This window comes from Humiphilus diazotrophicus (assembly GCF_059726315.1).
Genome location: NZ_AP040870.1, coordinates 2,473,111 through 2,498,358, shown reverse-complemented (window position 1 = coordinate 2,498,358; position 25,248 = coordinate 2,473,111). Strand labels below are relative to the sequence as shown.

Annotated in this window: 13 protein-coding genes; 5 read left to right on the top strand and 8 right to left on the bottom strand. The window is 50.5% G+C overall.

Features of this window, described 5'->3' with window-relative positions; all coding sequences use genetic code 11:
* Positions 1-62: 62 nt before the first annotated feature.
* From lacZ to AC6I7T_RS11235, 4 genes are all read right to left on the bottom strand, one after another.
* Positions 63-3,242: a beta-galactosidase, LacZ type gene (lacZ, locus tag AC6I7T_RS11250; protein WP_497793489.1), complete on the bottom strand. Its 3,180-nt coding sequence runs from the start codon at positions 3,240-3,242 to the stop codon at positions 63-65.
* Between the two features lie 439 nt (positions 3,243-3,681).
* Positions 3,682-5,385 carry a glycoside hydrolase family 28 protein gene (locus AC6I7T_RS11245; protein WP_497793488.1) on the bottom strand — a complete coding sequence of 568 codons (1,704 nt, stop codon included), beginning with the start codon at positions 5,383-5,385 and terminating at the stop codon, positions 3,682-3,684.
* A gap of 246 nt (positions 5,386-5,631) precedes the next feature.
* Positions 5,632-9,192 (bottom strand): outer membrane beta-barrel protein, encoded by a 3,561-nt coding sequence (locus AC6I7T_RS11240; protein WP_497793487.1) that lies wholly within the window; start codon positions 9,190-9,192, stop codon positions 5,632-5,634.
* 233 nt (positions 9,193-9,425) lie between these two features.
* Positions 9,426-11,645 carry a GH92 family glycosyl hydrolase gene (locus AC6I7T_RS11235; RefSeq protein ID WP_497793486.1) on the bottom strand — a complete coding sequence of 740 codons (2,220 nt, stop codon included), beginning with the start codon at positions 11,643-11,645 and terminating at the stop codon, positions 9,426-9,428.
* Positions 11,646-11,826: 181 nt separating this feature from the next.
* Between AC6I7T_RS11235 and AC6I7T_RS11230 the strand changes: the two genes are divergently transcribed.
* On the top strand, positions 11,827-13,215 hold the full coding sequence (locus AC6I7T_RS11230; RefSeq protein WP_497793485.1) for a hypothetical protein: 1,389 nt from the start codon (positions 11,827-11,829) through the stop codon (positions 13,213-13,215).
* An 84-nt stretch (positions 13,216-13,299) separates the two neighbouring features.
* Here AC6I7T_RS11230 and AC6I7T_RS11225 read toward each other — a convergent pair whose 3' ends face one another.
* Positions 13,300-16,743: a TonB-dependent receptor gene (locus AC6I7T_RS11225; RefSeq protein WP_497793484.1), complete on the bottom strand. Its 3,444-nt coding sequence runs from the start codon at positions 16,741-16,743 to the stop codon at positions 13,300-13,302.
* 240 nt (positions 16,744-16,983) lie between these two features.
* On the bottom strand, positions 16,984-18,111 hold the full coding sequence (locus tag AC6I7T_RS11220) for a YncE family protein (RefSeq protein ID WP_497793483.1): 1,128 nt from the start codon (positions 18,109-18,111) through the stop codon (positions 16,984-16,986).
* A gap of 141 nt (positions 18,112-18,252) precedes the next feature.
* Here AC6I7T_RS11220 and AC6I7T_RS11215 point away from each other — a divergent pair, with 141 nt between their 5' ends.
* Complete coding sequence (locus AC6I7T_RS11215) at positions 18,253-18,960, top strand: ThuA domain-containing protein (RefSeq protein WP_497793482.1); 708 nt, start codon at positions 18,253-18,255, stop codon at positions 18,958-18,960.
* Positions 18,957-19,718: a ThuA domain-containing protein gene (locus AC6I7T_RS11210; protein WP_497793481.1), complete on the top strand. Its 762-nt coding sequence runs from the start codon at positions 18,957-18,959 to the stop codon at positions 19,716-19,718. The genes AC6I7T_RS11215 and AC6I7T_RS11210 overlap by 4 nt, the downstream gene beginning before the upstream one ends.
* 56 nt (positions 19,719-19,774) lie before the next feature.
* On the opposite strand, the gene AC6I7T_RS11205 is transcribed toward AC6I7T_RS11210, so the two are convergent.
* Both AC6I7T_RS11205 and AC6I7T_RS11200 read right to left on the bottom strand, forming a co-directional pair.
* Positions 19,775-21,010 carry a DUF5009 domain-containing protein gene (locus AC6I7T_RS11205; protein WP_497793480.1) on the bottom strand — a complete coding sequence of 412 codons (1,236 nt, stop codon included), beginning with the start codon at positions 21,008-21,010 and terminating at the stop codon, positions 19,775-19,777.
* Positions 21,007-22,224 carry a glycoside hydrolase family 18 protein gene (locus AC6I7T_RS11200; protein ID WP_497793479.1) on the bottom strand — a complete coding sequence of 406 codons (1,218 nt, stop codon included), beginning with the start codon at positions 22,222-22,224 and terminating at the stop codon, positions 21,007-21,009. Before AC6I7T_RS11200 ends, AC6I7T_RS11205 begins: the two co-directional genes overlap by 4 nt.
* A gap of 185 nt (positions 22,225-22,409) precedes the next feature.
* Between AC6I7T_RS11200 and AC6I7T_RS11195 the strand changes: the two genes are divergently transcribed.
* A complete protein-coding gene (locus AC6I7T_RS11195) occupies positions 22,410-24,236 on the top strand; it encodes a glycoside hydrolase family 9 protein (RefSeq protein WP_497793478.1) in 1,827 nt (608 codons plus the stop codon).
* Between the two features lie 15 nt (positions 24,237-24,251).
* Positions 24,252-25,244, top strand: coding sequence for a zinc-dependent alcohol dehydrogenase family protein (locus AC6I7T_RS11190; protein ID WP_497793477.1), 993 nt, complete (start codon positions 24,252-24,254; stop codon positions 25,242-25,244).
* The last annotated feature ends 4 nt before the right edge of the window (positions 25,245-25,248 follow it).

Below are 25,248 nucleotides of genomic sequence, written 5' to 3'. Positions count from 1 at the left end.
ATCTGGGAGCGGCTTTTCCGTCAAGAAAAGCCGCTCTGAGTATCATCTTCGCGAGGAAGACTTTAGTTATTCCCGAAGGGTTCTATCCGGAAGCGGTATGTATATTCCGTAGCAGGAAGTCTATATTCGGGGTGCTGCAAGGCTCCCCAACTATCGTCACCTCCCACTCCCATCTGCCGGTAGTCAACATTTACAGTGATGTCGTCAGCCATGGCAATCTCAGAAGGATGGCGGTGCCCGGTCATGGGCGACTTGGAATGTTCAAGTTCGCTCATGTGGAATGGCCATGCGCTGAAGTCAATTATTGGCGACCCGGTAATCTTTATTCCTGTGCCAGCAGCATTTGTGAAAGATACCCAGCGGACATCGGTATGGTTGCCTGTTTCCTGTGGCTCAATATAAGGGAACCACATCTTATCGACTTGGTCGTTGTAAATTCCAACTGCTGCTCCCAGATTCCGGTCCCAGTAGTTTTCCTGTGGGCCGCGGCCGTAATAACTGACCTTACGAAGATCACCGGTAATTCGCATCTGCATACCGAACCTAGGCAAGTCTGCTAATGCCGGATTGCCGGACTTAAAACCGCTTTCAACCTCTATTGTGCCGTCCCCGTAGACCGTATAAGCAAGCTGCTGTGTCGATCTGTCCGCAGGAAGCAATGCTGAGGATGAGATCTTGACTACACCCGGCTTTAGCTGCGTAACGCTAACGTTAGAGACCATGCGCCCGCTGGCAGCGTCATGCCAGACACCCTGGCGGTGTGGCATTCCATTACCGCGGTCGTTGTCTGTCGGGGGCCGCCAGTAATTAGGCTCCAGAGGTGCAGTGAGTAGCTGCTTGTCGTTAATCTTGTAACTTTCCAGCGTTCCGCTATGTTTGCCGATCCGGATTTCGAATTTGCTGTTCCCGACTACGATGGCAGAATCTGATTCATTGACAGTTACATTTGGAAGATTATCTGAGGAATGTGGTGTGGGTGTAAAGACCGAGTGAGGCATCGCAAATTGATCCCACGCCAATAAGTAGTCTTTGCCTGCCCATGCCGTGTCGTGTGAAAGTGCAAAGGCTACCGTCAGAAAGTATTCAGAGTCCGGGCGTATCTGATCAGCCTGAATCGGCAGTGTAACTTCCTGGCTTTGGCCTGGACCGACCTTTAACTCTGGCAGGTCACCCTTTTGTTTTGGTTGGCCATTTTCTTCCAGAACCCAGGTTCCATGAACAGAGGCCAAATCGATGAAGTTGTACTTGTTGTGAATTCGGATCTTACCTGTAGCCAGATCCACTGGTTCAACCTTGATAGATTGATAGCTCTTCTTTACCTCCGAGAGCCCCGGATGTGGGGTGCGGTCCGGGAGAACCAAACCATTGGTGCAGAAGTTGTCATCATTGGGCTTATCTCCAAAATCGCCACCGTAGGCCCAATATTCCTTGCCATTGGGGCTAGTTTCACGAATCCCTTGATCGACCCAGTCCCAAATGAAGCCTCCATGTGCCCAGGGTAGCGATTCGTATAGATCCCAGTATTGTTGGAAGTTTCCAGTACTGTTTCCCATCGCGTGAGCGTATTCAATCTGGAGAAAGGGCCGTCCATTGCCAAACTGCTGGTAATAACCGACTGTGTCCTTGGGCTTAAGGTACATCGGAGAGAGCATCTCTCCGTGATAACTGTTATGTGGCTCGTAGCTAATGTGGAACTCGGGATGATTAGTCTTGACCCAAGCCTTGGCAGCTTCGAAGTTGCTACCGTATCCGGCTTCATTGCCGAGTGAAAACCAAATGATAGAGGCGTGATTCTTGTCTCTTTCAACCATGCGGCTGACTCTGGAGACATGTGCCTCGCGAAAATCTTCCGAGTCGGAGATTCTTTGCCGTGCTCCTGAGTCGTATCCATGGGATTCAACATTGGCTTCGTCCAGCACATAGATTCCATATTGATCGCAGAGCTCGTACCACTCTTCTACATTCGGATAATGGCTGGTACGAACGGCATTAATATTGTTCTGCTTCATCAGCTTGATATCTTCGATCATTCGCTCGCGCGTAGCGACCTGTCCGAGATCTGGATCAAACTCGTGACGATTTACACCTTTGATGATCAGCTTCTTTCCGTTGAAGAGGATCTGGTCGCCCTTAATGTCGAGTTGCCGGAATCCGATGGAAGCGGGGATGCTTTCTATGACGGAACCCTTATTATCCGTGAGCGTAAGCAGAAGGTGATACAGATTCGGCTCTTCAGCTGACCATTTCTTCGGATTTACAATCTGCTGGTCAAGCTGCAGAACTGCATCTTTCCCGGTACTGGCCGTTAATTTTTTCACCAGGGGAGCGAAGACCGGCTTGCCATCCTGATCGAATAGCTGAACCTTGGCGGTTAAGGCCTGATCTGTGCCGGTTACATTCTCGATAGCAAGCTTTAACTGGAAAGTGGCATTGCGAAATGCGCTGTCGAATGGAGTCTTGACCTGGTAGTCGCGGATGAAAAGTGGCCCTCTTGAGACGAGCTTTACGTTACGGAAGATTCCGCTCATTCTCCAGAAGTCCTGGTCTTCCATGTAACTTCCATCGCTCCAGCGATAGACCTCGACAGCAAGTGTATTTACCCCTGGTTTCAGATATCTGCTGATATTGAACTCTGAGGGGAGCCGGGAGTCTTCCGCATAGCCAACCTTCTGGCCATTGATCCAGACGTAATAGGCGGAATTAACACCGCCGAACTCCAGGAAGGTCTGCCTCTTTGCCCAGGATTCCGGCAGAGTAAATGTGCGCCGATAGGAGCCAACCGGATCTCTCTGAATGTAGGCAGTCCAGGTGTGGTCTTCGGGAGCATCCGTTACTGACGGAGCATTGCGCTGGAAGGGATAGGTGACATTGGTATAGATCGGAGTTCCGTAACCCGCCATCTCCCAATTGGATGGAACCTGGATCTCCTTCCACGTACTGACGTCGTAGTCCGGTTTGTAAAAATCGACAGGGCGTTCTTCTGGGCGCTTGACCCAATGGAATTTCCATTTGCCGTTTAACGATTGCACCCAAGGAGAAGGCTGCGCGGCTTGATGCAGGGCGCTTTGCTGATCCGGATAGGGAGTCAGAGTAGTGTGGGCCGGTTCTCTGTTGATTTCGAAGACCCGCGGATTCTCCCATTCTGGAGCGAGGCCAGCGCCAGCTTGTGCTGACACATAGCCAGTAGAAAGAAGTGGTATCAAGCAAAATAGAAGGCATGTACGCAAAATGGGTCGAGTCATCGGATTCTTTTCGTCTAGATTTCCCAAGGTATTCCTCATTGCGAATATGGAGGCCATCTCCGCGGCAGCTGAAGTAAACATTTACTATAAGTCATGTAGAGTCCAATATTCTTCTTCGAACGAAGCGGTGTGATTTTATTCCTTCCTTGGCAGGGTATTTGCTGATGTCAGTACTGCACTACGATGGTGGTCCGACCATTTCCCCCTTTGCCATCCCCCTGTAGCTGACTTTTATCACGCTATTAAATGGTTTTTGGGTGGGAGAAAGCGGCTTATGGTGTAGCTTGATTTGCGCCGGAGAGAGGGTTCTTCCAGGTTCCGACAAGCAATATTTCTGACCGTGATAAACAAGTGCACGGTCCGAAATATTGGAATAGCGATGATCTAGACTAGGCTGCCGGACCGGGTAATCAAATTCAGTGCTGAAATTGCAAGCCGGTTATGATTCCTGGAATGTTAGGTGTGCATTGACATTCCCGCTTGTTACGACGGCATCTGCCGAAACGTCATTCGATAACACCGAGGTTTGCTTTGCTCCACGACAATCGTTTCCTGAAAGAAGAATGTTTTTTGACTGTGCTCCTTGCACCCCGACTAGAGCGGTGACATTCATCGGAGCAGCAGACTCCGAGACCCACACGTCGCGAACATCCTTCAACTGCAGTACGGGCATATCTCCGGAAATTGCAGTAGTGGATAAGTGCGAAATCTGCGCAGAGGCAACATCGTCTAGGATTACTGTCGGCCGCGCTTCTTCCTTTGTAGAACTAAAGCTCAAGTCGCGCAGGCGAAGATCGCGTACGTGACGGGCATAGAGTCCGGATGCCGGCAGCATACCGAACATGCGTGCCTCAGGATAGTCCTTCTCTTTTTCGGCAACGTTGCGACCAATCCATTCAGGACGACAGGGAAGTATATTGTCTACACGAATCGTCGAAAGGCTCACATCTCTTATTTCATTCCCAGGTATGCCTGTGATGGAACTGGCAAGGAGAGCCTCAGAAGCATGGATGTTTTCTATGCTGATGTTGCGTAAACCATGTTGGGCATGGGGAAAAGGTTGGGATCGATTTCCGAGTCTCAAGAAAATCGGGGTGCGTGTTCGTTGCATCTGTATTCCAGTAACGACAACACCATCAATCCATCCCCCGTCTACAACTTCTAACGCAATACCGGCAATGACTCGATTTTTGAAGGGATCGGCATCGTTGTAAATCACCGAATTTGAGAATGTTATGTTTTCGAATCCTCCTTGCGTTGCCGTGCCGATTTTGAACCCGTTCGAACATGTAGTTAATATGCAGTTGGTCACCACTATGTTTTTCGAAAGTGGAGGCTCTGCGCCGTACGGGTTTTCGCTCTTGAGACAGATGGCGTCATCCCCTGTTTCAATGGAACAGTCGGAAATGAGGACATTTGTGCAATTTGTAATATCAATTCCATCTGTATTGTGACCGTAAACGGGGTTCTTGATGAAAACTCCCCGGATCACAACCTGCTGACAGTTAATTGGACGTATGGTCCAGCTGGAAGCTCCTTCTATACGGAGATCCTCAATGCGTAGCCATCGGCAATTGACAAATTCAAGCAGGGGGCTCGGACGGACACTCTTCGCAGCCACGCTTCGTGCGATCACATCTGCCCACGTGTCTTCAGGAGGAAGGGGCGGAATGCCTGAAGGCTTCCAATATGCCGAACCCTGGCCATCAATTCGACCGGGACCAGCGAGTGTGACGTTCTCCGCATCTCTAGCGAAGATGAGGTGGCACTCTCCTGTGTCTCCATGGTTGGAATACCCGCCAGGCTGCGGCGTGTAATCGCTCAACTCTGTGCTGCCAAGAACAACTGCTCCAGCCTCAACGTAGAGCGTGATGTTACTTTTCAGGACAATCGTCCCACAACGATATGTGCCTGGGGATAGGTACACCACACCACCGCCGACCTTGACACAAGCTTCGACTGCTGCATTGATGGCTGGCGAGTCAAGCGCTTTGCCGTCGCCTTTTGCCCCATACTGCCTAGGATCGACGATCGCTGAGGACTGGCCACCGTGATTTCCCAAATTTGTTGTCAGTGGAAGGCCATACATCATTGCGCTGGAGCCAAAAGCGCCTAACAGTTTTCTTCTTGAAATGTCGCCCACAATTTCTCCACGGAAATAACTGCATTTAAGCAGTGGTAAGCCGCTCGGTTATAAGCAGCAGCCACCGAATCTATAGTCTTTGAAATTTTTTGTTAAAGCGGAAGCAGGGTTACTCTGTCTGATCCTCTACGGCTTACATAGACATCTACTCTGATTCCGCTCCGGTCCGCCGATGTCAGGCGGACGAAAGAGAAGGCCGGATAAGTTCTCCGGCCTTTGAGGCAGAGTAAACATGCTCACAAGTATTTAGAAAACCAGCCGTCCTCCTACCTGCAGAACGCGTGAGCTATTGGCTGTACTTGTAATCGTGCCAAAGGACCCGCTGGACGGAGTAACGTTGGGAGCTGAAAACTGAGGACGGTTAAAGGTGTTGAAGGCTTCAACTCTTAATTGGAAATAGGTGCCTTCGGAAAATTTAAAGTCCTTCAGAACCGAGGAATCGAAATTATTGATCGCATCGTTCCTGAAGTTAGAGTATTGACTCTTGAATGTGCGGATGTGATTCGTTGGCACGGTCGTTGAGAAGGCCGCGGTATTGAAGGCTACGCCAACGGTTTTACGGGGATTCAAATGGAAGCCGCTCCCATTGTAAGTGGCATCGCCCCATTGAATCGGTCCGCCTGTCTGATAGGAGTAGATTCCGTTGATGGTCCATCCGCCCAGAGGTAGATCCAGCAATCGGGAGACCTTTCCGCCGAACATACGTCCGCGACCAAAAGGAAGTTCGTAAGTGACGCCGACAACCGAGTGATGGGTATGGTCATATGTGGAGATACGATATTCCGGCGCCTGGAAATAGTTAAGATAACTGACGTGTTCAAGAAGTTTAGAAAATTGGTAGTTAGCAATAATAGTAATGCCTTTTCCAGGTCGTTTCTCCAGTCGCACATCGGCAGCATGATAATTGGAACCGCCTAAAGGCGCATTCTGCTCCGTGAGTGTACCGAACTCGGGGAACCTCATGAGAAGTTGTGTTTCCGCTATGGTTGAGCCGTTCATCGTTGAGACATTCGGAATAAGTCCTTTGAATGGATTGGCCACCTTTGCATTCAGTGCTGTGTTCGATTCTGTTGTCAGATAATTGCTCGGAATATAGTTCGGGGAGTAGCTGATGGGAAGGCGGAGACTATTGTTTCCCATATATACAACTTCGACGAGATAGTCGCCGGGCAATTGCCGTTGAATACTGATATTCCAGCGCTCGGCGTAGCCGTTCCTAACTTCGGGAGCGAAGTAGGTGATATTGCTGCCGAGATTGGTCGTTAGTCCGCCACTTGATCCGGATGGCTGTAAAAAGCCGCTGGGAAAGGGATTCGAGAGTGTGGCATTCGGTGAAAGATAGCTGTTCGTTGTTACGGGGCTGTTCGTCGTCTGACTATATCCCAGATTGTTGATGGTGTTGTTGAAAGCATAGACCGGCAGCACGAACAATCCAAAGCCGCCGCGGATAGCTGTATTCTGGCCAAGTTTTGCCGGTGTCCAGGCAAAACCGAAGCGAGGGCTGAACATGTGTGATTTATTGGTGTAGATACTACGATTTGAGCTACTGGCGAAGGTTGGCCCTCCATTTACCTGGAAGCTAGATGCCGGAAGTATTGAAATCGGGCTGGCCGCGTAAGCAGCTTGCGCAGCTGAGGCGATGGGGTTAGTCGAGGTCGTATCAAAACCATTGAGGGTACGCCCATGCCGCTCGTATGCCGAGAAGTCCTGATCGTAGCGCAAGCCAAGATTTAGCGTCAGGTCAGACCGCACGCGCCAGTCATCTTGAAAGAAGAACGCCATGTAGTTGCTTGCACCGAGTGCAGGTGTGGTGAGGCCATAACTTGCTGTGGTAGGCAGTCCTAATAGGAAGGCTGCCATATCCTGGCCGCTGGGTGCTACTACGTTTGTCGAGCTGTCGGACTGAGTCCAGGTTGTATCGAAGGTGAAGTAGCCGTTGCTATTGATATTGCCGCTGCTATCTGTAGCTGAATTGCGATTACCCTTCTGGAAACGCCGAAGATCTGTGCCGAACTTGAATGAATGTGCGCCTGCTACTTTGATTACGTCAGCAAAGATTCCATAGCTGTTGAAAGGCGCGAAACCTAGAACGCCGGTGGCGATGTTAGTGCCGCTGTTCTGGTAATTGGCAAATTTGAAGTACGGCAGCCGTGGCGATCCAGAGGCTGTATTTAGAGCCGATGGAAAGCCGAGATCTGTTGAGTTATATCCGGCTCCGGTTGTGTCCTGATTCTGTTCGTAGCGGGTATAGTTGAGCCTTAGTTCCCCTATGAGTGACGGTGTGAACTGATAAATGTCGTCGATGGTTCCGCCATTATTAATTCGGGTCAGGCGATCCCCCAATGCTGGATCGCTATCTCCAAAAACATTGTTGATCTTCTGGAGAAAGTCATTATGGCGGAAGGTAAAGAAGACTCTTTGCCGCTGGGAAATTGTCCAGTCTACGCGGGCAAATTCATTGCTGAACTCATCTGTACTTGGGTTCTGGGCAAAATAGTTACTCTGGTCGACATTCTTTCCTGCGATGTTCGGCAGCGGGTACAGCTTTAGCACTGCCTGGGCAATTGGATTCAAGGTGAGGCCAGCTGCAGCAAGATTGTTTCCCGGGACAGCAGTGCGCACTACCTTGCCACCGCTCAACTTACCCGAGTACGGGTTGTAGATTTGATATTTGGAGCCTAATGCTAGCAGAGCCGAAAAATCGCCGTTGCGTTCGGCCTGTGTCGGTACACTTCCCGTGTAATTTGACGGCCGCTTGTCTCGTATCCCCTCGAATCCGAAGAACCAGAAAAGCTTATCCTGACCATTGAGGAGTTTCGGTATTCGCACAGGGCCGCCGATGGTGCCACCATACTGGTTAAAGTGAGTATTCAATTTGCCAATATGGCTGCGGTTGCCAAAGTAGGTGTTTGCAGCCAAGGCAGCGCTTTCGTTGAACTCCCAGGCCGATCCATGAAAATGATTGGTGCCGCTTTTGGTTGTTTGATTGGCAACGCCACCCCCGGCATGTCCATAGGCAGCATCGGATTCAAAGACGTGTACGCGGATTTCACTCACCGCGTCTTGCATTGGGCTGTAGGCAATTGCATTATCCGAAGCATTATCGGGAGCGCCATCCAGAAGAATTTCGCTGTTCTTGTTCGGCAATCCGCCAACGCTGAATGCTGAGATGCCACTGTTGTCAAAGGCACGAATCTGGCCTGGGTTAGCTGTTGCAACAACGCCGGCCGTGTACTGGGCGAGAACCATCGGAGTACGGCCGTTTAGCGGGAGGCTTTCTACCTGCTTGCTGGTGACCACATTGCCAAGAGCGGCATCCGATGTTCCCAGTAATGGTGCGGTGGCTGTAACTTCGACAGTTTCTTGCGTACCACCGGGAACCATCGCTATATCGATCGTCGGATGATCTCCGACGCTGAGAACGAGGTTCTTTGTCTGGAATTTCTTGAAGCCATTACCTTCCGCGATGATGTTATATGCGCCAGGCGCCAGGAAGGGCAGGGTATATTGACCAGACTCGTCACTTTGCACCGTGGTGTCAGAGCCGGTAGCGAGTTCCAGGGCTGTAACTTTCACTCCCGGAATGGCCGCTCCGGAAGAATCTTTCACCTGCCCGCTGATCGTAGCACTAGAGACTTGGCCCATAGCTGCCAAGGGTGAGAGCAGGAGGAGAGCCAAGAATCCCAGGAATAATTTCTTGTTGGCTGGCAGGATCGTCCGTATCAAGTGTTCAATGCTGGAGGTCAATCTGCCTCCGCCGATTGTGTTTTGCAGGGAGTGATCCTGTCGTTTATTCGAGCACAACATTTAAAAGCCTCCATCGAAGCCGAAGTCCACTTCGGGAATAAGTTTTTGCAGAACAAGAGAATTGTGAAAATACGTCATCAAGCTTTCTTTGCCGTTTTGGGCCGGATGTTTATGCAGCCATCATCTGGATGATTGGTTCCACAAACAATCGGCAGGGTCGCTTCCCGAAGATAGAGTCGACAAGTGAATTTACGGTGAGGCATACGGTTAGGGGTTCCAAAAGGAGCCGCAAGCTAGTTCTCCGGCCAGTCGTAATTGGGGTTAGAAGCCATTTCGAAGACGAGTTCTCCTCCGGCGATGATTTCCGAGTGCCGTATCCAGGAATGCTTTAGGGGAATCCCGTTCAGCTTTACCGAATGAATGTAGAACTTTCCTTGGGAAGCACCCTTTGCTTCAATGTGCAGTTGTTTGCCATTGGGGAGTGCAATGGTGGTCTCATCAAATAGTGGCGTTCCTATTTCATAACGAGGGAGACCGGGGGTAACGGAATAGAATCCGAGCGCGCTCAATACGTACCACGCCGACATCTGACCACAATCGTCGTTGCCCGCAACTCCCTTAGGGCGATTGAAATACTGATTCTCCCGGATATCGTGGACCCGTTTCTGAGTTTTCCACGCAGCTCCGGCATAGTTGTAGAGGTAGGCAATATGGTGACTCGGTTCATTGCCATGGTCGTAATAATTTCCAGCGAAGAGAGAATCTAACTTTTGGACGAAGGCGTCGCGACCGCCAACCTGCTGGATTAAGCCAGGGATGTCCTGCGGAACAAAGAAGGTGTATTGGTAAGGAAGTCCTTCGGTGATGTAGGTATATTTCCCCGCTGGATCAAAAGGAGAGTCCCAGGAGCCGTCGGCATGGCGTCCGCGTGCATAACCTGTTTGGGGATCGATTACGTTCCTGTAGTTTTGTGCTCGCCTGGAAAAGAGTTCGGCGTCTTCTCTCTTCCCTAGGGCTTTTGCCACTTCCGCGATCACAAAATCGTCATAGGCATATTCCAAGGTCCTGGAAACCTGTTCGTTCTGGTGGAAGGCATCGGGCACATGATCTTCGAGCGGGATATAGCCATATTGCAGATAAGACTTCAGCGCCCGGCGACCTCTGCCATCGCGGTAAAGCTCCTCCGACTCGGGTAGCTGTGTTGCATTCTTGCGCATGAGGCGGTAGGCCTCTTCGATATCGAAGCCCCGAATCCCCTTCAGATAAGCATCCCCGATGATCGAGACCGCGTGATCTCCGACCATCTCCTGTGTGTAGCTGTTCCAGGCTGGGAAGATAGGGAGAAAGCCGCCTTGCTGGCCTTGAGCGATAAGCGACTGAATCATATCCCGCTCGCGGTTGGGATCCAGAATGGTCAGGAGCGGATGCAGCGCACGGAATGTATCCCAGATGGAGAAGTCTGTGTAGTAGGTAAAATCCTTTGCCGTTTCAATGCGCTCTCCTCCTGCAAAGCTCGGATAACTGCCGCTCGCATCGCTAAATGTGCGGGGAAGCAGGAGAGAATGGTATAGGGCCGTATAAAAGATCGTCCTTTGAGTCGGAGCGCCACTAACCTGTATGCTGCTCAGCGCAGAGTTCCATTTTGCTCGAGCACTTGCATCGACCTGTTCGAAATTCCAGCCGGGTATTTCTGCTTCGAGATTATGTCGCGCCTCCTCGATGCTAGTGAAAGAGGTTCCGATGCGAACCTGAACAGCCTCTCCTGGTTTTAAGTCGAACGCCAGATAAGCGCCGGGTTCGCCTTCAACGCCATCTTGTTGTGTTGCTCCTTCATGCACCTGTTTCCCTGTCCAGGTGCCTCCAACCCGAAAGTTATGGTCAAACTGTGCGACGAAGTAGCCGCTAAAACCTGCCGGCTTGCCATTGCCAGCATATAAGCGATGCACGGGATTGATTCCGGTGACCTCTCGCTTAGCCAGATCGATGCGGACGGTTCCTTCACCCTGCCGGGCGTTACTTTGTACTAACACCCATGATTTGCCGGGGTGCTGAAAAGTAAACTTCAGAAGCCCGGCGCGGGTGGTGCCGGTTATCTCTGCGACAATTCCGTAATCGCTTAGCGTGACAGCATAACGATGCGGAGATGATTTCTCGGAGTCGCGGGAAAAGGCTGAAGAGCGTTCCTGGGCGCTTAGCTTCAGCTCTCCATTGAGTGGCATCACTGTGACACTTCCGTAATCCTGAGTGCAGGAGCCGCTGAGAAAATGGCTTCCCCGAAATCCCTGAATACGGGTGTCTTCCGCATAATAAGGAGCTACACACTTGACCTCTCCATCGCGGGTCTGTGGTGTCCAATGAGTCATTGCGAAAGGTACGCCCGTAGCCGGAAAGGTTTGACCTTCTCCCGACGTGCCGATTTTCAGATTCACGGCATCTATAGGTTGGCTTTGGGCACGTGCGGGAATGCCTCCCGCCAGCAAGTTCAGCAAGAAAAAAAGAATTAAGGTTCGCATCGAATTCTTAAGCTTCTGGAAATCCGGTGCTGCTGACAAGTGATTTAGCCGTCAGAAAGTGATTCTCTAACCGTAAAGAGTGGGGTTAAAGTGTTTCCAGTGCAGTGAGAATTTCGAAAAATACAGGGATAGCTTTGCGATGGTAAACTTGGGGCGTCCTTAGGTCGTATTGAAGCAGACTATGAATTTCCGTACGGGCGAGCCAAAAGTGGAAAATGAGGAGGAACTTCTCGAAAATGAAGAACGCTTGGCTCTCCTTGAGCGAATCGCCGTTAGCACGCAGCTGAAGCGAGCAACGCGCCTGCGGGAGTTTCTCTTATATGTGGGGAAACAATCGCTTAGGAAGGATTGTACTGAGATTCATGAGCAGGAGATCGGTTCTGTAGTCTTCGGCCGACCTTCCGGCTATGACACCAGCCAAGACAATATTGTTCGGGTCAATGCTACAGAGCTGAGAAAGCGAATTGAGGCCTACTTCAATACAGAGGGCGCAGAAGAAAAGCTCATTCTTGAAATCCCTCGTGGAAGTTATCTGCCCGTATACCGCCGACGTATAGTGGCGGTAGATCCAATAGTCGCGGAAGAGTCTTCCATTCCTGAAAATTCTACTTCGGCTGCTCTCCCGAGTGTTCCTGCTTCCGATCTTTCTGAGGATGCTTCTTTATCGATCCCAGTTACTACTCACTCCTGGCAGAGAATATTGCTTTTTGTTCTTGCAGGACTGGTTTTGGGTCTTTCAATTACTTGCCTGATTCTATTCCAACAGAATTCAATCTTGCGGCAGGGCGTTTCCCTCTGGTCAAGCAAGCCTGCTCTCTCGGCGTTTTGGCCGGTATTCCTTCACTCTCAGGCGGAGACAGATATCATTTTGGCCGACACGTCGGTTGCTCTGCTTGAGGACATCACGAAGCGTCCCATATCGTTGAGTGATTATCTGAAGCATAGCTATACAAACCAGATTCATTCGCCAGAACTGAGTGCGGACAGACGCGCAGATCTAGAGCTGATCATGACGCGGAACAATGGCAGTGTCGGGGACTTTCGCGTTGTTCAGCGTATTCTGATGCTCGATCAATCCTCGGCTCGTCTCCACCTGCAATTTGCGCGGGAATATACTCCGGAATCCGTTAAGAGCAACAACATCATTTTGATTGGAAGTCAGAAATCGAATCCCTGGGTTGACTTATTTAAAGATCAGATGAACTTCTCTGTGGAGTACGATCCTGACAAGTACCAGTCCTCGGTCAGAAATAAGAATCCACAAGCAGGCGAGCAGTCTGTGTATATGTCGCCGCCCGACCCCTATCCTTCAACTGGATATAGCATTATTGCTTTCTTACCTAATCCAAGTCATACGGCTAATGCCCTGATCCTTGCAGGGACAAATTCTGAAGCTACAGATGCGGCTGGAGAGTTCCTTACTTCGGAAGTGCCGCTCGCCAAATTTCAAGAAAAGCTTAAGACCAAGAAGTTCCCCTATTTTGAGGTTCTGTTGAAGACGAATCATCTGATTGGAACTTCTTTTAGCTCAGAACTTGTAGCGTATCGTACGTATCCGGATTTGCGCTAGAAGTCCTTACCTAATCGGCCTCTCAAATGACAAAGTGGCCTCGGAGTATTGCTCCGAGGCCATTTGTGATTGCTAAGTCTTTCTTCAGAATTGGTAACGCAAGCTGAACTGAAGCTGGCGATCGGAGGCGTAGGTGTTTCCTTTCTGTGTCACCTTTCCGAAGGTACCGCTAGTCGGGTTGGAGTCCGGTGTATCCAGATTGGGATGATTGGTGAAGTTGAACGCCTCGGCTTTGAAGTTTATGGTGTGGTTGTCGTGGCCCGGAATCACGTGAATCGCTTTCTGTAGTGCGATGTTCCAGCTCTGGAATCCTGGGCCGTAGATTGCATTGCGGGTTCCCTTCGGAGCAAAGGTTCCCGCTGAGGGTTGGCGGAAGACAGTAGGATCGAACCAATAATTAGCTGTGGAGCCATTGGGAGAGAAGCCCTTGCTTACATATGGCTTGCTGCCCATAACCCATAATTGATTTCCTGCTCCAGGTCCTACCCCTGCGAAATCGTCTCCTGTCGATACCGAAAGCGGCTCTCCACTTTGGGCTTGTGTCGTTCCTGAGAGCTGCCAGTTACCCAAAGTGCTTCGAGCCCACCAGTTGGAAGCATGATTGGCAAACGGTATGTCCCAAACATAGTTGACGACAAGAGTATTGCGAATATCGAAATCGCTTGGTCCATAGAAGCTATGCAGATCGTACATATTGGGTAGCTCCGTGCTTTGGTCGGAGCCGAAGTCCAGGCTCTTTGACCAGGTATAGGCGATGCCGAAGAGGAATCCCTTGCTGAGTCGCCTCTTCAGACCCAACTGCATTGAGTGGTACGTCGAGCGGCCTCCATTTGTGATCTGCAAAATAGTGGAGTATCCACGGTAGGGGCGTAAAGCATCTGGTGCGGTTACATTAGGATTTGCTTGTACTGTTCCCGGAAGAAGTTGGTTCAGGTTGCCGAGGTATTGCAGGTGGATCCCTCTTCTTCCAACATAGCTCATCGTAAAGGTGGCAAAGTTGGGAACTTCCTGTTCTACCGTAGCATTCCATCCCCAGGCTTCTGGATTCGGGAAATTATAAGGTTGAGAGGTGATTGAGATCGGCAGGCTGTTTGTTCCTACCCCTCCCGGATTGTCGACACTTCCGGCTGTTACCGTGGCTGATGGTTGAAATGGCGCATTCCCACCAAGGTGAACCTGATCGCTTATTCCAAGACGTTGAACATAGCGCCCTATTCCTGCGCGAATTACCGTTGAAGGACGCACTGCGTAGGCAAAGCCAATGCGTGGTTGGATATCGGACCAGTCGATTGCAGAGTAGCCTCGACCGTATCCACGGAAGAGCCGATTGTATTGTCCGTTGAGAATTGCCGGGTCTACATGTCCGTTGGCAGAACTCGGGAAGTGGCTTCCTGGGATGACGACGCCGTTATATGGATCTCCTCCTGAGGTATAGCCAGTAGTGGGATTAACCGAAGGTGCAGCCGTCGGACTATAGGATCTGGGATCGAAGACCGATTGATTGCCCCAGAGTGCGAAGTAAGGAAGCATGACACTGTACCGTGCTCCAAATTCGAGCATCAGCTTGGAGGTAGCACGCCACTGATCTTGAGCAAAGCCCTCCCACATGTTTCCGCGAAAGAGCGTATAAGAGCGCTGGCCGATTTCTCCGTATGTATCGAAGAGTCCCAAAGCTGCGTTGGCTGCGGCTGCGTTTGATGTTGGATGGTTGCTCCTTGTGTCGGTGAAGACAAAGAGCCCGTTTTGATTGTTGGTCGCGCCGGGCGTTGTACTGCTGACGCTGATCTGATCGAAATCGTTTTCTCCCGAGCGCTCCCAAAGAATCCCAAACTTCAAGGTGTGCGATCCAACGACTTTAGTGAGATTGTCCGAGATGTTATAGACCACTCCACCCGAGTGGGAAGGATATGGTCCCCCATCGAGAGTTGTGAATCCTGCAATTTCAATCGTTGGTATTTTATTCGGGAGTTCCTTCCCCGCAGCTGAGTACAAATAGGGATAGGAGATGCCATATCGCGTTCGATCGTAGAGTCCGCTGGATAGATCGTACTTGATCGTCACATGGTCTGCGCTGGCTGCAGCCATTGCTTCATTGACCGTGGTGGGGTTAATTGTCCAGGTGTAATGGAGTACCGCGACCTGGTTGGGACGCTTCCATATCTCAGGTGTCCGATTGAAGTTTCCATAATGCGGGCTGATGGAATCGTAGTTGAAGTTGAGTAATGTAAAGCGGAAGTGATGTGCGTCCTTGGGCACGAAGTCTACGATCACAGAGTCTTTGCGCTGGTTCTCCGGATAGCGTGCCGCATCTACCCAGTTATAGCTTTTGCCCGCTGCATTCGGGGTGGGATAGGCATTGAGCAGACCCAATCCACTGGGGCTACGCTGTCCTGGCGGAATGACGTTGTTCACATAATTGGTGCCGGTTGCTGGATTCACAAGCTGGACAGGCGTGGAGTAGAAGACATTACTGCCGAGTAGTTCGCTGAAGTCGCCTTGGCGCATCAGCGTCGTAGGCACCTTCGCTGTGATGGTGTCATCGTGCCGGTACCGGACGTATTCCTCTCCGATCAGGAAGAAGAGTTTTTGTCTCGACTCATTGAAGACATGCGGAATATAGACCGGCCCATTAAGGTTAAAGCCGAATTGGTTATAGCGAAAAGCAGGTGGGTGATCTGCAATGGTTGGATCGGCGGAAGATTTGCGCGTCCAGGTATTTGCATTCAGGAATGAATTGCGAAGGTATTCATATGCAGAGCCATGAAAAGTGCTAGTGCCGCTCTTAGGAACGATGCGAATTTGTCCACCGGAAGTACGGCCGTATTCTGCCGGATAGCTGGTAGTAAGAATCTGCACCTGCGAAGTCGTGTCCACATCGGCGACACCGGTACTATCGTTATTCGAACGCGTGCGAACCATAGGTGCACCGTCGAGTGTCATCAGATTTTCCTGCGATCGCGAACCGTTGATATAGACAGTATTATCCAGCGAAAAGCTAAACGAAGAGATGGATGCGTTACGTACCACCCCAGGTTCGAGTTGTGAGAGGTAGAAAGGATTGCGTCCATTCAGCTGAATGGACCGTACCTGTTCGCTGGTGACCAACTGTCCTACAGAGGCCGTTTCAGTCTGTACTGCGTTAGCATTCGCCTCTACGTTGACCGTAGTACTTGCACTTCCTGGTTGCAAGGACAGATCGACACGGCTGCCGATATTAGGATCCAGATGTCTTCCGCTCTGTACTGCGGTTTGAAACCCGGAAGCTTCTGCTTTGATGGTATAGGTGCCAGGGGTGAGATTCGTGACTGTATAAGCACCGGAGGCGTTCGTCGTAATTACACGCTCGCTTCCAGTTGCATCGTTGTGAATTGTAATTTTGACATTGGGGATCACAGCGCCTGATGTATCGGACACCGTGCCGGAGATGGACGACGTATCACCCTGAGCCCACGCATGGGGCATGACGAAGAGTAGCAAGGTGACTGCAAGAATTGAAAAGATGCCTAAGATCTTTCGGTAAGTAAGCAAGGGGGGAGTCCTCCAGGGGAAGTTAGGAGTTGCTGCGTACGGCCGATCGACCGAATGTGATCGTTACCATTTTGTCTTTGGTTTTAGATAGTCGCGCGTACTGTTGTCAAGATGGTAACGACATTAATTTGATGATAAATAGTTGAAGCGATTCAATCTCGAAAAGACTCGCCCTTTCTGTTGAAAGTCGCTCTTTTTCATGCAACCTATGCGGAAAGGATAGCTTCGAAGAAATCTTCTTTACCGTGTCGGCGACAAAGGCTGCAGGCTAATCTCTGTGAAAGATGTTTCTGCCAGATTGGCAACATACAGCTTCGTCCCGTCGGGGGAAAGTGCCGCGCCAAACGGATGTTTGCCTGCATTGAGTGTTGCGATGACTGAATTGTTTTTGCCGTCGATTACCGTCACGGTGTCGCTGTGGATGTTGGCGATATAGATCCGGTTGGCCTCGGCGTCTATAGCAATTGCCTGAGGATGTCTCCCCACTTTGATCTTAGCGATGGGCGTCTGGTGAATATCGTCGACGACTGTAACGCTATCGTCGTCGTAGTTTGCGATATAGAGCCTGTGCGATTGCGGATTCGCGGCGATGGCACATGGTATCGAGCCCGTCTTTATCGCAACTTTTTCATGCGACGCAAGATTTAGCGCAACGATGTCGGAGCTGGTTGTCTGACTTGCGTAGAAGTTGCCTTTGAGTTTGTCGAATGCTGCTCCCCAGATGTGCATTCCGAGAGGCAATTTTTCAACGGTGTATGTTGCTCCGTTGATGATTCTGAGATTCGGATCTTCATATCCGGTAAGAAAAATGCGGTTTGCTTCCGCATCAACTAAGATGCTATCCGCGGAACCCACTTTTAACGGCGTAGTTGAACCAGTATCGCCATCGATAACCATAAGAATGTCGCTAAAGCTGTTTGTGACATAAATCTTATTGGTGTTCTCATTTACCGCGAGGACGTAAGGATGCGGACCTCCGTTTACTGTTGCCGTTACAGAGTTATTCTGTCCGTCAATAACACTGACGGTTCCGCTGGCGGAATTTGCCACATATACGCGCCCGGTCTTTTTATGAATGGCAAGTGCTTCTGGCCCTGCGCCTACTTTTACTGACGAGATGGAGTGGGAGTGCGTATCGATAATTGTGACGGCTCCATGCGCTTCATCGACCGCATAGATCTTCCCGTTGGAAGGGTTAAGGGCGATAGCCTGATTGCTGATCAGCGTTGTGGATGGTCTCCTGCTCTCTGCCGAAGTATTCGGCTGTAAGCTCAGAAGGCTTGCGAGGGTAAAGCTTACGAAGCAAAGCCGACAGGAAACACGAAGACGTAAGGCAAAAGAAATAAACGTATTATGAGCCTGATCCACAGTAGACTGATCCTCTCGGGAATCATACGATACACAGGCGAGGATACGATGTCGTCTTCTGCAATCTTATCTTTTTGTAAAGCTGGATCTTGGTATAGAAGACTCTGCTTTCTGGCATTCCTGCTATGGTCCGGATTAGCAGTGGCGCAAAATGCAAGTCCACGTTTTAAAGTGATTGCTATTGCTGAAGAGGGTGGCCTGCATAAACCGTTTGTGGATGCGGCCAAACTCTGGCTTCGGCATGAATCCCAGGTTGAGAACTTTTCGGTTGATTACATCGAAAACACAGACAAGATAAACGAAGAGTTCTTATCGCACTATCAAGTGTTTCTTCAGCTCAACTACCCGCCTTATGCGTGGACTCCTGCTGCTATGGAGTCCTTCAAGAAGTACATTGAGCAGGGACGTGGGGGATGGATAGGCTTTCATCATGCAACCCTGCTTGGCGAATTCGATGGTTATCCTATGTGGCCCTGGTTTTCGAGTTTTATGGGCGGGATTCGCTTCAAGGATTATATTCGGACCTTCGCGACCGCTCAGGTTGCAGTAGAGGATATGTCACATCCGGTGATGCGTAATCTGGGGAGTTCGTTCGAGATTCAGAGGGAAGAATGGTACACCTATGATCGATCTCCACGCGCAAATGTTCATGTACTGGCAAGCGTGGATGAGAAGACATACGAGCCGGGTTCTTCCATCAAGATGGGTGACCATCCGGTGATATGGACAAACGAACACCTGAAAGCGAGGAATGTATACATCTTCATGGGACATCATCCCGAGCTTTTCCAGAACAAGAGCTTCACGACACTTTTTCATAACTCCATTCTTTGGGCTTCAGGTCAATGATTCCGACACGAGTTTTTCGTTATCTGGTTCTCTGGTTTGTAGTGTCTGCGGCAATTGCTTCTGCTCAGGAGGTCTCCTTCCGTGTGCTGGCTTTCCATTCGACTACGGTTGAATACGACCATGTACAGTTCGGAGAACAGGCCATCCGCTTTTTCAGTGACCTGGCGAAGAAGGATCACTTTCAATTCGATGCGACGACTCGCTGGGATGATCTGAATCCAGAAACCTTGAAGAAGTATCAGGTTGTGTTGTGGCTGAACGATTCTCCTCAGTCTGAGGCGCAGCGTGTTGCCTTTGAGCAATACATGAAGCAAGGCGGAGCCTGGTTCGGCTTTCATGCTGCCGGCTATAACGACGAGAGTACTAACTGGCCCTGGTTTGTGGAGTTTTTTGGTGGGGCAGTCTTCTATGGAAACAATTGGCCACCGCTGCCAGCGAAGTTGATTGTCGATAATCCCGGTCGCTTTGTCGCGAAGGGGATTCCGTCAAATTTCGTATCTCCTGCCAACGAGTGGTATATCTGGAAGCCAAGTCCGCGCGAGAATAAGGATGTCAAAGTTTTGCTTACACTGGATCCTGCCAATTATCCCTTAGGCTTCAAGGATACCCTTGCGGGAGGTGACCTTCCTGTTGCTTGGAGCAATACAAAGTACAGGATGATCTATGTGAATATGGGGCACGGAGACAAGATCTTTACTTCTCCGATTCAAAATCGACTCTTTGAGAACTCGATTTTATGGTTGGGTGGAAAGAAATAACAGGAACACTTTCCATCCGACCTTCAGGACCGGTAGTGTCATTGTATTTGCATGGGCTATAGCTGCATCCGAATCTTCTTTCTGGTGATGAACGCAGAGATTGCCAGGATGCACATGGTAAACAACACAGAACGAATTACTCCCGGCCATCCATAGCCAAAGTGTTTCTCCAGGTAAGTAAAGCTCAGTGCCGCTACAGCAAAGTAGTAGAGGTCCGGAAGCAGGTAAGTAAGCAGTGTGTTTGATCCAGCCGGACGTGCAAAAAAGACCCAGCTGGTTTGCTTCCGAACGTCACATAGCCAATACAGCGCGGTGAAAAGCAGGACTCCGGCACCGATGCTATAGAGGCACCAGGTAGGTGTGGCTCTTATCTTGGAGATGCCGAGCGGAGTCAATAACCACCCCGAGGCGAGCGTAAGAATTCCGAATAGAAGCGCATATAACATCTTCTTGCGAGGTGTTTGTGCAATGCGCTCGTCGAGAAAAATAGAGGAAGTAAACACCCCTGCCATTACGATTGAGGGCATTGACCCTTTGCCGAAGGGCCAAAAATAGAGAGGTACGTGGCGAAGGATCTGAAGATGCCAGGCAATAAAGATCGAACACATCGCCGTTAAAGCTACAAACCAAAGAAGCGATGCCCATACCCAACGTCGTGTGGGGATGTAGAGGATGCAGGCCGAGAGATAGGCGAAGGCAATGAGCCCCAGAATCTCCGGATAGGAGGGATCGATCCAGGCAGCATTTCCGCTTTCGGTTGTACGTCGGAAGATGACAAACATCGCAATCATCAATCCTGCCCCGGTAATGCGCAGAACTCGACGTAGAACAGGCCGCTCTTTCATCCCCGGATAGATACTCCAAAACAGAGCAGTTCCCAAAAGCCCGAGTACGCCCCAGAGATTCGTATTGATTCCCATTCGATGAGAATCGCCTTTTTCTGCATTCGCGATGATCAGGCCCATGACCAACAGGCTAAGGACGCGAAGCAATACATGACCCCAGAGTGATGCGACAGAAGGATCTTTCTGAAGGCGACTCTTTATGGCCAGAGGAATGGACATTCCCACCATAAACAGGAAGAGTGGAAACACCATATCGACGTAGGTCATTGCGTCAATATTTGCGGGCATGTGGTAGTTCCACCAGGGAAGGCCATGGACACTTGCAAGGTCATTGACGAAGATCATTACGATCATCGTCAATCCCCGCAGGATATCGATTGAAACCACGCGGGATGCGCTTGAGTGTTGGGCCGTTGTCGCAGGGAAACTTTCCACGGAAGTGCTCATTTAAGATTCGCCTTCGTATCAGACTTTGTTCCCAATTGCTCGTAGATGGTGTTCAGCAGAGCGCCGGAAGTATCGCTTGAGTAATCCCAGAACATTATGCCCCCAAGCTTATGCTCGAGGATATATTTACATTTTGCTGTCAGTGATTCCGGATCTTCATAGGAGATGAAGATGCTTTCCTTGGGATTGTACAGATAAGGTGCTGAGGCCACCGAATCCCAGTAACGGACATAACCGTTTGGCAGCATCTTGGAGGATATGTCTGCGTATTTGGCATATGCATCCGGAATAGCTTTTCCCGCCTGGAAGAGACCATGATCGTGATCTGCAACTTTTCCCCAGACATGTCCATAGAAAGGCACGCCAAGTATGATCTTTTCCGGCTTAACCCCTGCCTGCAGGTATTCGTAGATAGAACCGTCGACGGAGATCTTTTTAGGGTCTGCAGGATTTGGGAATAGTGGAGCGTGATGTCCTGTAGTCGAATCGGAAGACGGTTCGTAGTAATCGTAAGCCATCAGATTTACAGAATCGACATAGTTCTGTACCTGCGACATCTCTGTATGCTCCAGAAACTCAGAGCCGCTGCCGGTAGCGATAGAGAGATAAAGCTTTCTGTGCAAGCGCTTCTCTTCAAGAAGAAAACGGTTATGAAGCTCCTTTAGAAGCAGTGTGTAATTCTGCTTGTCTTTTGCGCGGAAGCGGTTGCCTGCACCGATCAATCCCGGGTATTCCCAATCTACATCGAGTCCGTCCAGGTTGTACTTCTCAATAAATTTGACGGCGCTGGCAATAAAGATTGCACGGCTCCGGGGAGTAAGAGCCATATCGGAAAATCCTTTTGACCACAGCCAGCCTCCTACGGAAACAAGGATCTTGAGGGACGGGTTCTGCTTCTTCAGCGTTTGAAGCATGGCATAGTTTTGTGCATCAGTAGAGAATCCTTCGATAATTCGTCCATTCCGGAGGTTGGCGAAGGCGTAATTGATGCGCGTCAGCTTTTGTGCCGCGATGGTGTCCGGCTGAATGACTTGCTCTTGCGGGAAGATGTAGGCGATTACCTCCGATTGCCGGGCCTTGGCGGATGCAGCAAAAGCTGCAAAATGAGAGCATGCGAGGCATGCAACCAGCAAACAGAAACGCAAATATCTTCTGTTTGTTAGCTTGAGCAAACGATTGCCAAAGGATATTTTGCCGGAATGCTTATTTTGCACGGAGTCCCCTATTCTCAGACATAACTTGTATATGAATTTATACCCTTCGGGACTTGAGCATGCCCGCAAAGATGTACGCAGTTGACCCCGAAATCTAGGCCATCAGTCCAATTGAATAACTACTGCCAATGTATTAGTTTGTTGTTGCAAAAATTGGCTGCGGAAAGGAAGAGCCTATTCTCCGGATGCTAAAGCAAGTTCTGTTCGTTTGTTGTAGCGGACTCGTTGTTCAACCCTGTCTGGGACAGTTGCAGGTGTTGGTTGATCATGTCGGCTACGAGACGCAGGCCCCTAAACGAGCTATCGTTCAAGGGAATGACCAGGATCATCCGCAGCAGTTCGAGCTCCTGGATGAGACAACAGGAAGATCTGTCCTGCATGGCGAATTGAAAGCAGCCGGGCAGGTGAAGTCCTGGAGGGACCGGGTTTTTTGGACTGCGGATTTTTCCTCCTGGCAGAAGACCGGAAATTATGTGCTTGCCATAAGTGATGGCAAGAAGGAAGCTCGCTCCTGTTCCTTCGCGATTGAAGACGATTTGCTCGAGCGAAGCACGCTCTCTAACGTTGTCTTCTACTTCAAGGGACAACGTGCCAGTGGCCCAATGGATCAGGCTGACCGGCATCTGCCTCTGCCCGGTGGCGAAGGTGGCTTTGTCGATGTTCATGGAGGCTGGTATGACGCCACGGGTGATTACGGTATTCACCTTTCTCATCAGAACCTTACCTCCTATTTCAATCCCCAACAGGTGCCTCTTGTAGTTTGGAGTTTGCTTAAGGGCTATCGGGAACTCGAGGCACGCAAGGACGACAACTTTAGCGAATACCAGAAGCGCATGCTGGAGGAAGGACTCTTCGGCGCCGATTTTCTGGTCAGGTTGAAGCGGCCAAATGGCTCATTTTTCGAAAGCGTTACTGCTCCGGGAAAAGATAAGCTTCCAAAGGATCGGGCGATTGGTAATCCTCACTGGCGTACTCAGATCAAGAAGAGCACCTCTGATTCCACTGAGCAGATTGAAGCTGCCAAAGGAGCACATGCGTATGAGGCCAGCTTCCGCGCCGGTAGTGGCATTGCTATTGCCGCTTTAGCTTTCGCCAGCACCATGCCGGAGGACGGCGAAATTTCCCGGGCCGCTTATCTGCGCGCTGCGGAAGAGGCATTTCAGTTTCTGGAGATACATAATCGGGAGCTTCTCAATGACGGAAAGGAGAATATTCTCGATGACTACTGTGCACTGATGGCGGCAACGGAGCTGTACCGTGCCACGCACAAGGAGTTATACAGAGTTGCGGCGGACAGACGCGCAGATCATCTGATGTCCCGGTTGACGACGGCAGGAAATTTTCACGATTACTGGCGGGCAGACGATGGTTCTCGTCCGTATTTCCACCCCTCCGATGCCGGGCTGCCGGTGCTCAGTCTGCTTGAATACAGACAGATTGCTCCACCTTCAGTACAGGAACGGGTACGGGATGTTGTCGAACATTCTCTGCGTTTCGAATTGTCCATCACCGAAGAGGTGAATAATCCTTTTGATTATGCCCGGCAACTGGTGCGAAGAGGCAACGGGGAAGTGCGTTCCGCTTTCTTCTTTCCTCACGACACTGAGGCTGCTCCCTGGTGGCAAGGCGAGGACGCACGTCTGGCGTCTTTAGCTGCGGCTGCGCGTAAAGCATTGCCATTATTTGCGGATAAGCCTGAGTTTCAAATGCAATTGAAGAATTACGCTTGGGATCAGTTGCATTGGATTCTCGGTAGAAATCCCTTTGACGCAAGCATGTTGATTGGAAGTGGACACGGAAACGCTCCATATATGTTCTTCCGATCCTATAAATACACCAGCGCTCCCGGTGCGATTATCAACGGCATCACCTCCGGTCTGGAGGATGAAGGTGACATCGCTTTCAATCAGGGATATGCGCGTACGGGTAAGGATGACGATTGGCGTTGGACGGAGCAGTGGCTTCCTCACGCTGCATGGTATCTCTATGCCGTCAGTCTGCCTCATCGTTAATGGAAAGTGAGAGGTATGAAGGCTGCATTACTTCGATTCCCGGGTAAGGTCGCAGATTATCCTCTGAGCATTGAAGAGATCGCGAAGCCTCTTCTTCCTGCAGGACATGTACTCCTGCGAGTGCTTGCCTGCGGCGTGTGCCGCACCGATCTTCATATCGTTGAAGGGGAGCTTGCGCCGGTACGAACCGATCTGATCCCTGGACATCAGATCGTCGGAGAAGTGGTCGATGGAGCTACCGATGCGCTTCCTTTGGGAACCAGAGTCGGAGTCTCCTGGATCGGCGGCACAGACGGCGATTGCTGGTATTGCAGGCATGCCTTTGAGAATCTCTGTGATTCGCCCACCTTTACGGGATATACCGTAAATGGCGGCTATGCGGAATTTGCCATTGCCCGGTCTGACTTTGTTTTTCCGCTTCCTGCTGTACTCGATGCGTTGCATGCGGCGCCTCTTCTCTGTGCTGGGATCATCGGTTTCCGCAGCCTGCGTGTCGCCGGAGTTGAGCCTGGTGAAAGAGTTGGACTCTTCGGCTTTGGCGCCTCTGCACATCTGGCGATTGATGTATTACGTGCGTGGAAGTGTGATGTTTATGTTTCTACGCGAGGAGCTTCGCATCGCAAACTTGCTGAGTCCTTAGGCGCAAAGTGGGTTGGGTCGGAAACGGAAAAGCCGCCACAGGAGCTTGATCGGGCAATTACTTTTGCCCCGAGCGGAGATGTTGTGGTTGCGGCGCTCTCCTGCTTGAGAAAGGGCGGAGTCGTCGCCATCAATGCGATCCACCTTGATCGCATTCCCCAGTTCGACTATGACCATCTGCTGTGGGGCGAACGGCAGATCCGCAGTGTGGCGAACATGACTCGTGCAGATGCACGGGATTTTCTGAAACTGGCTGCAGAGATTGGCCTGAAATCGAAGGTGACAACCTTCTCTCTCGATCAGGCCAATGAGGCACTTGCTGCAATCAAGAGTGATTCCATCGATGGAGCGGCTGTAATTCTTCCTTAGGTTC

What these genes read in the sequence shown, in the direction of transcription:
- AC6I7T_RS11235 (WP_497793486.1), bottom strand. Translation starts at nt 11,645, where the DNA reads ATGCGAACCTTAATTCTTTTTTTCTTGCTGAACTTGCTGGCGGGAGGC.
- AC6I7T_RS11195 (WP_497793478.1), top strand. Translation starts at nt 22,410, where the DNA reads ATGCTAAAGCAAGTTCTGTTCGTTTGTTGTAGCGGACTCGTTGTTCAA.
- AC6I7T_RS11230 (WP_497793485.1), top strand. Translation starts at nt 11,827, where the DNA reads ATGAATTTCCGTACGGGCGAGCCAAAAGTGGAAAATGAGGAGGAACTT.
- AC6I7T_RS11240 (WP_497793487.1), bottom strand. Translation starts at nt 9,192, where the DNA reads ATGTTGTGCTCGAATAAACGACAGGATCACTCCCTGCAAAACACAATC.
- lacZ (WP_497793489.1), bottom strand. Translation starts at nt 3,242, where the DNA reads ATGACTCGACCCATTTTGCGTACATGCCTTCTATTTTGCTTGATACCA.
- AC6I7T_RS11190 (WP_497793477.1), top strand. Translation starts at nt 24,252, where the DNA reads ATGAAGGCTGCATTACTTCGATTCCCGGGTAAGGTCGCAGATTATCCT.
- AC6I7T_RS11205 (WP_497793480.1), bottom strand. Translation starts at nt 21,010, where the DNA reads ATGAGCACTTCCGTGGAAAGTTTCCCTGCGACAACGGCCCAACACTCA.
- AC6I7T_RS11210 (WP_497793481.1), top strand. Translation starts at nt 18,957, where the DNA reads ATGATTCCGACACGAGTTTTTCGTTATCTGGTTCTCTGGTTTGTAGTG.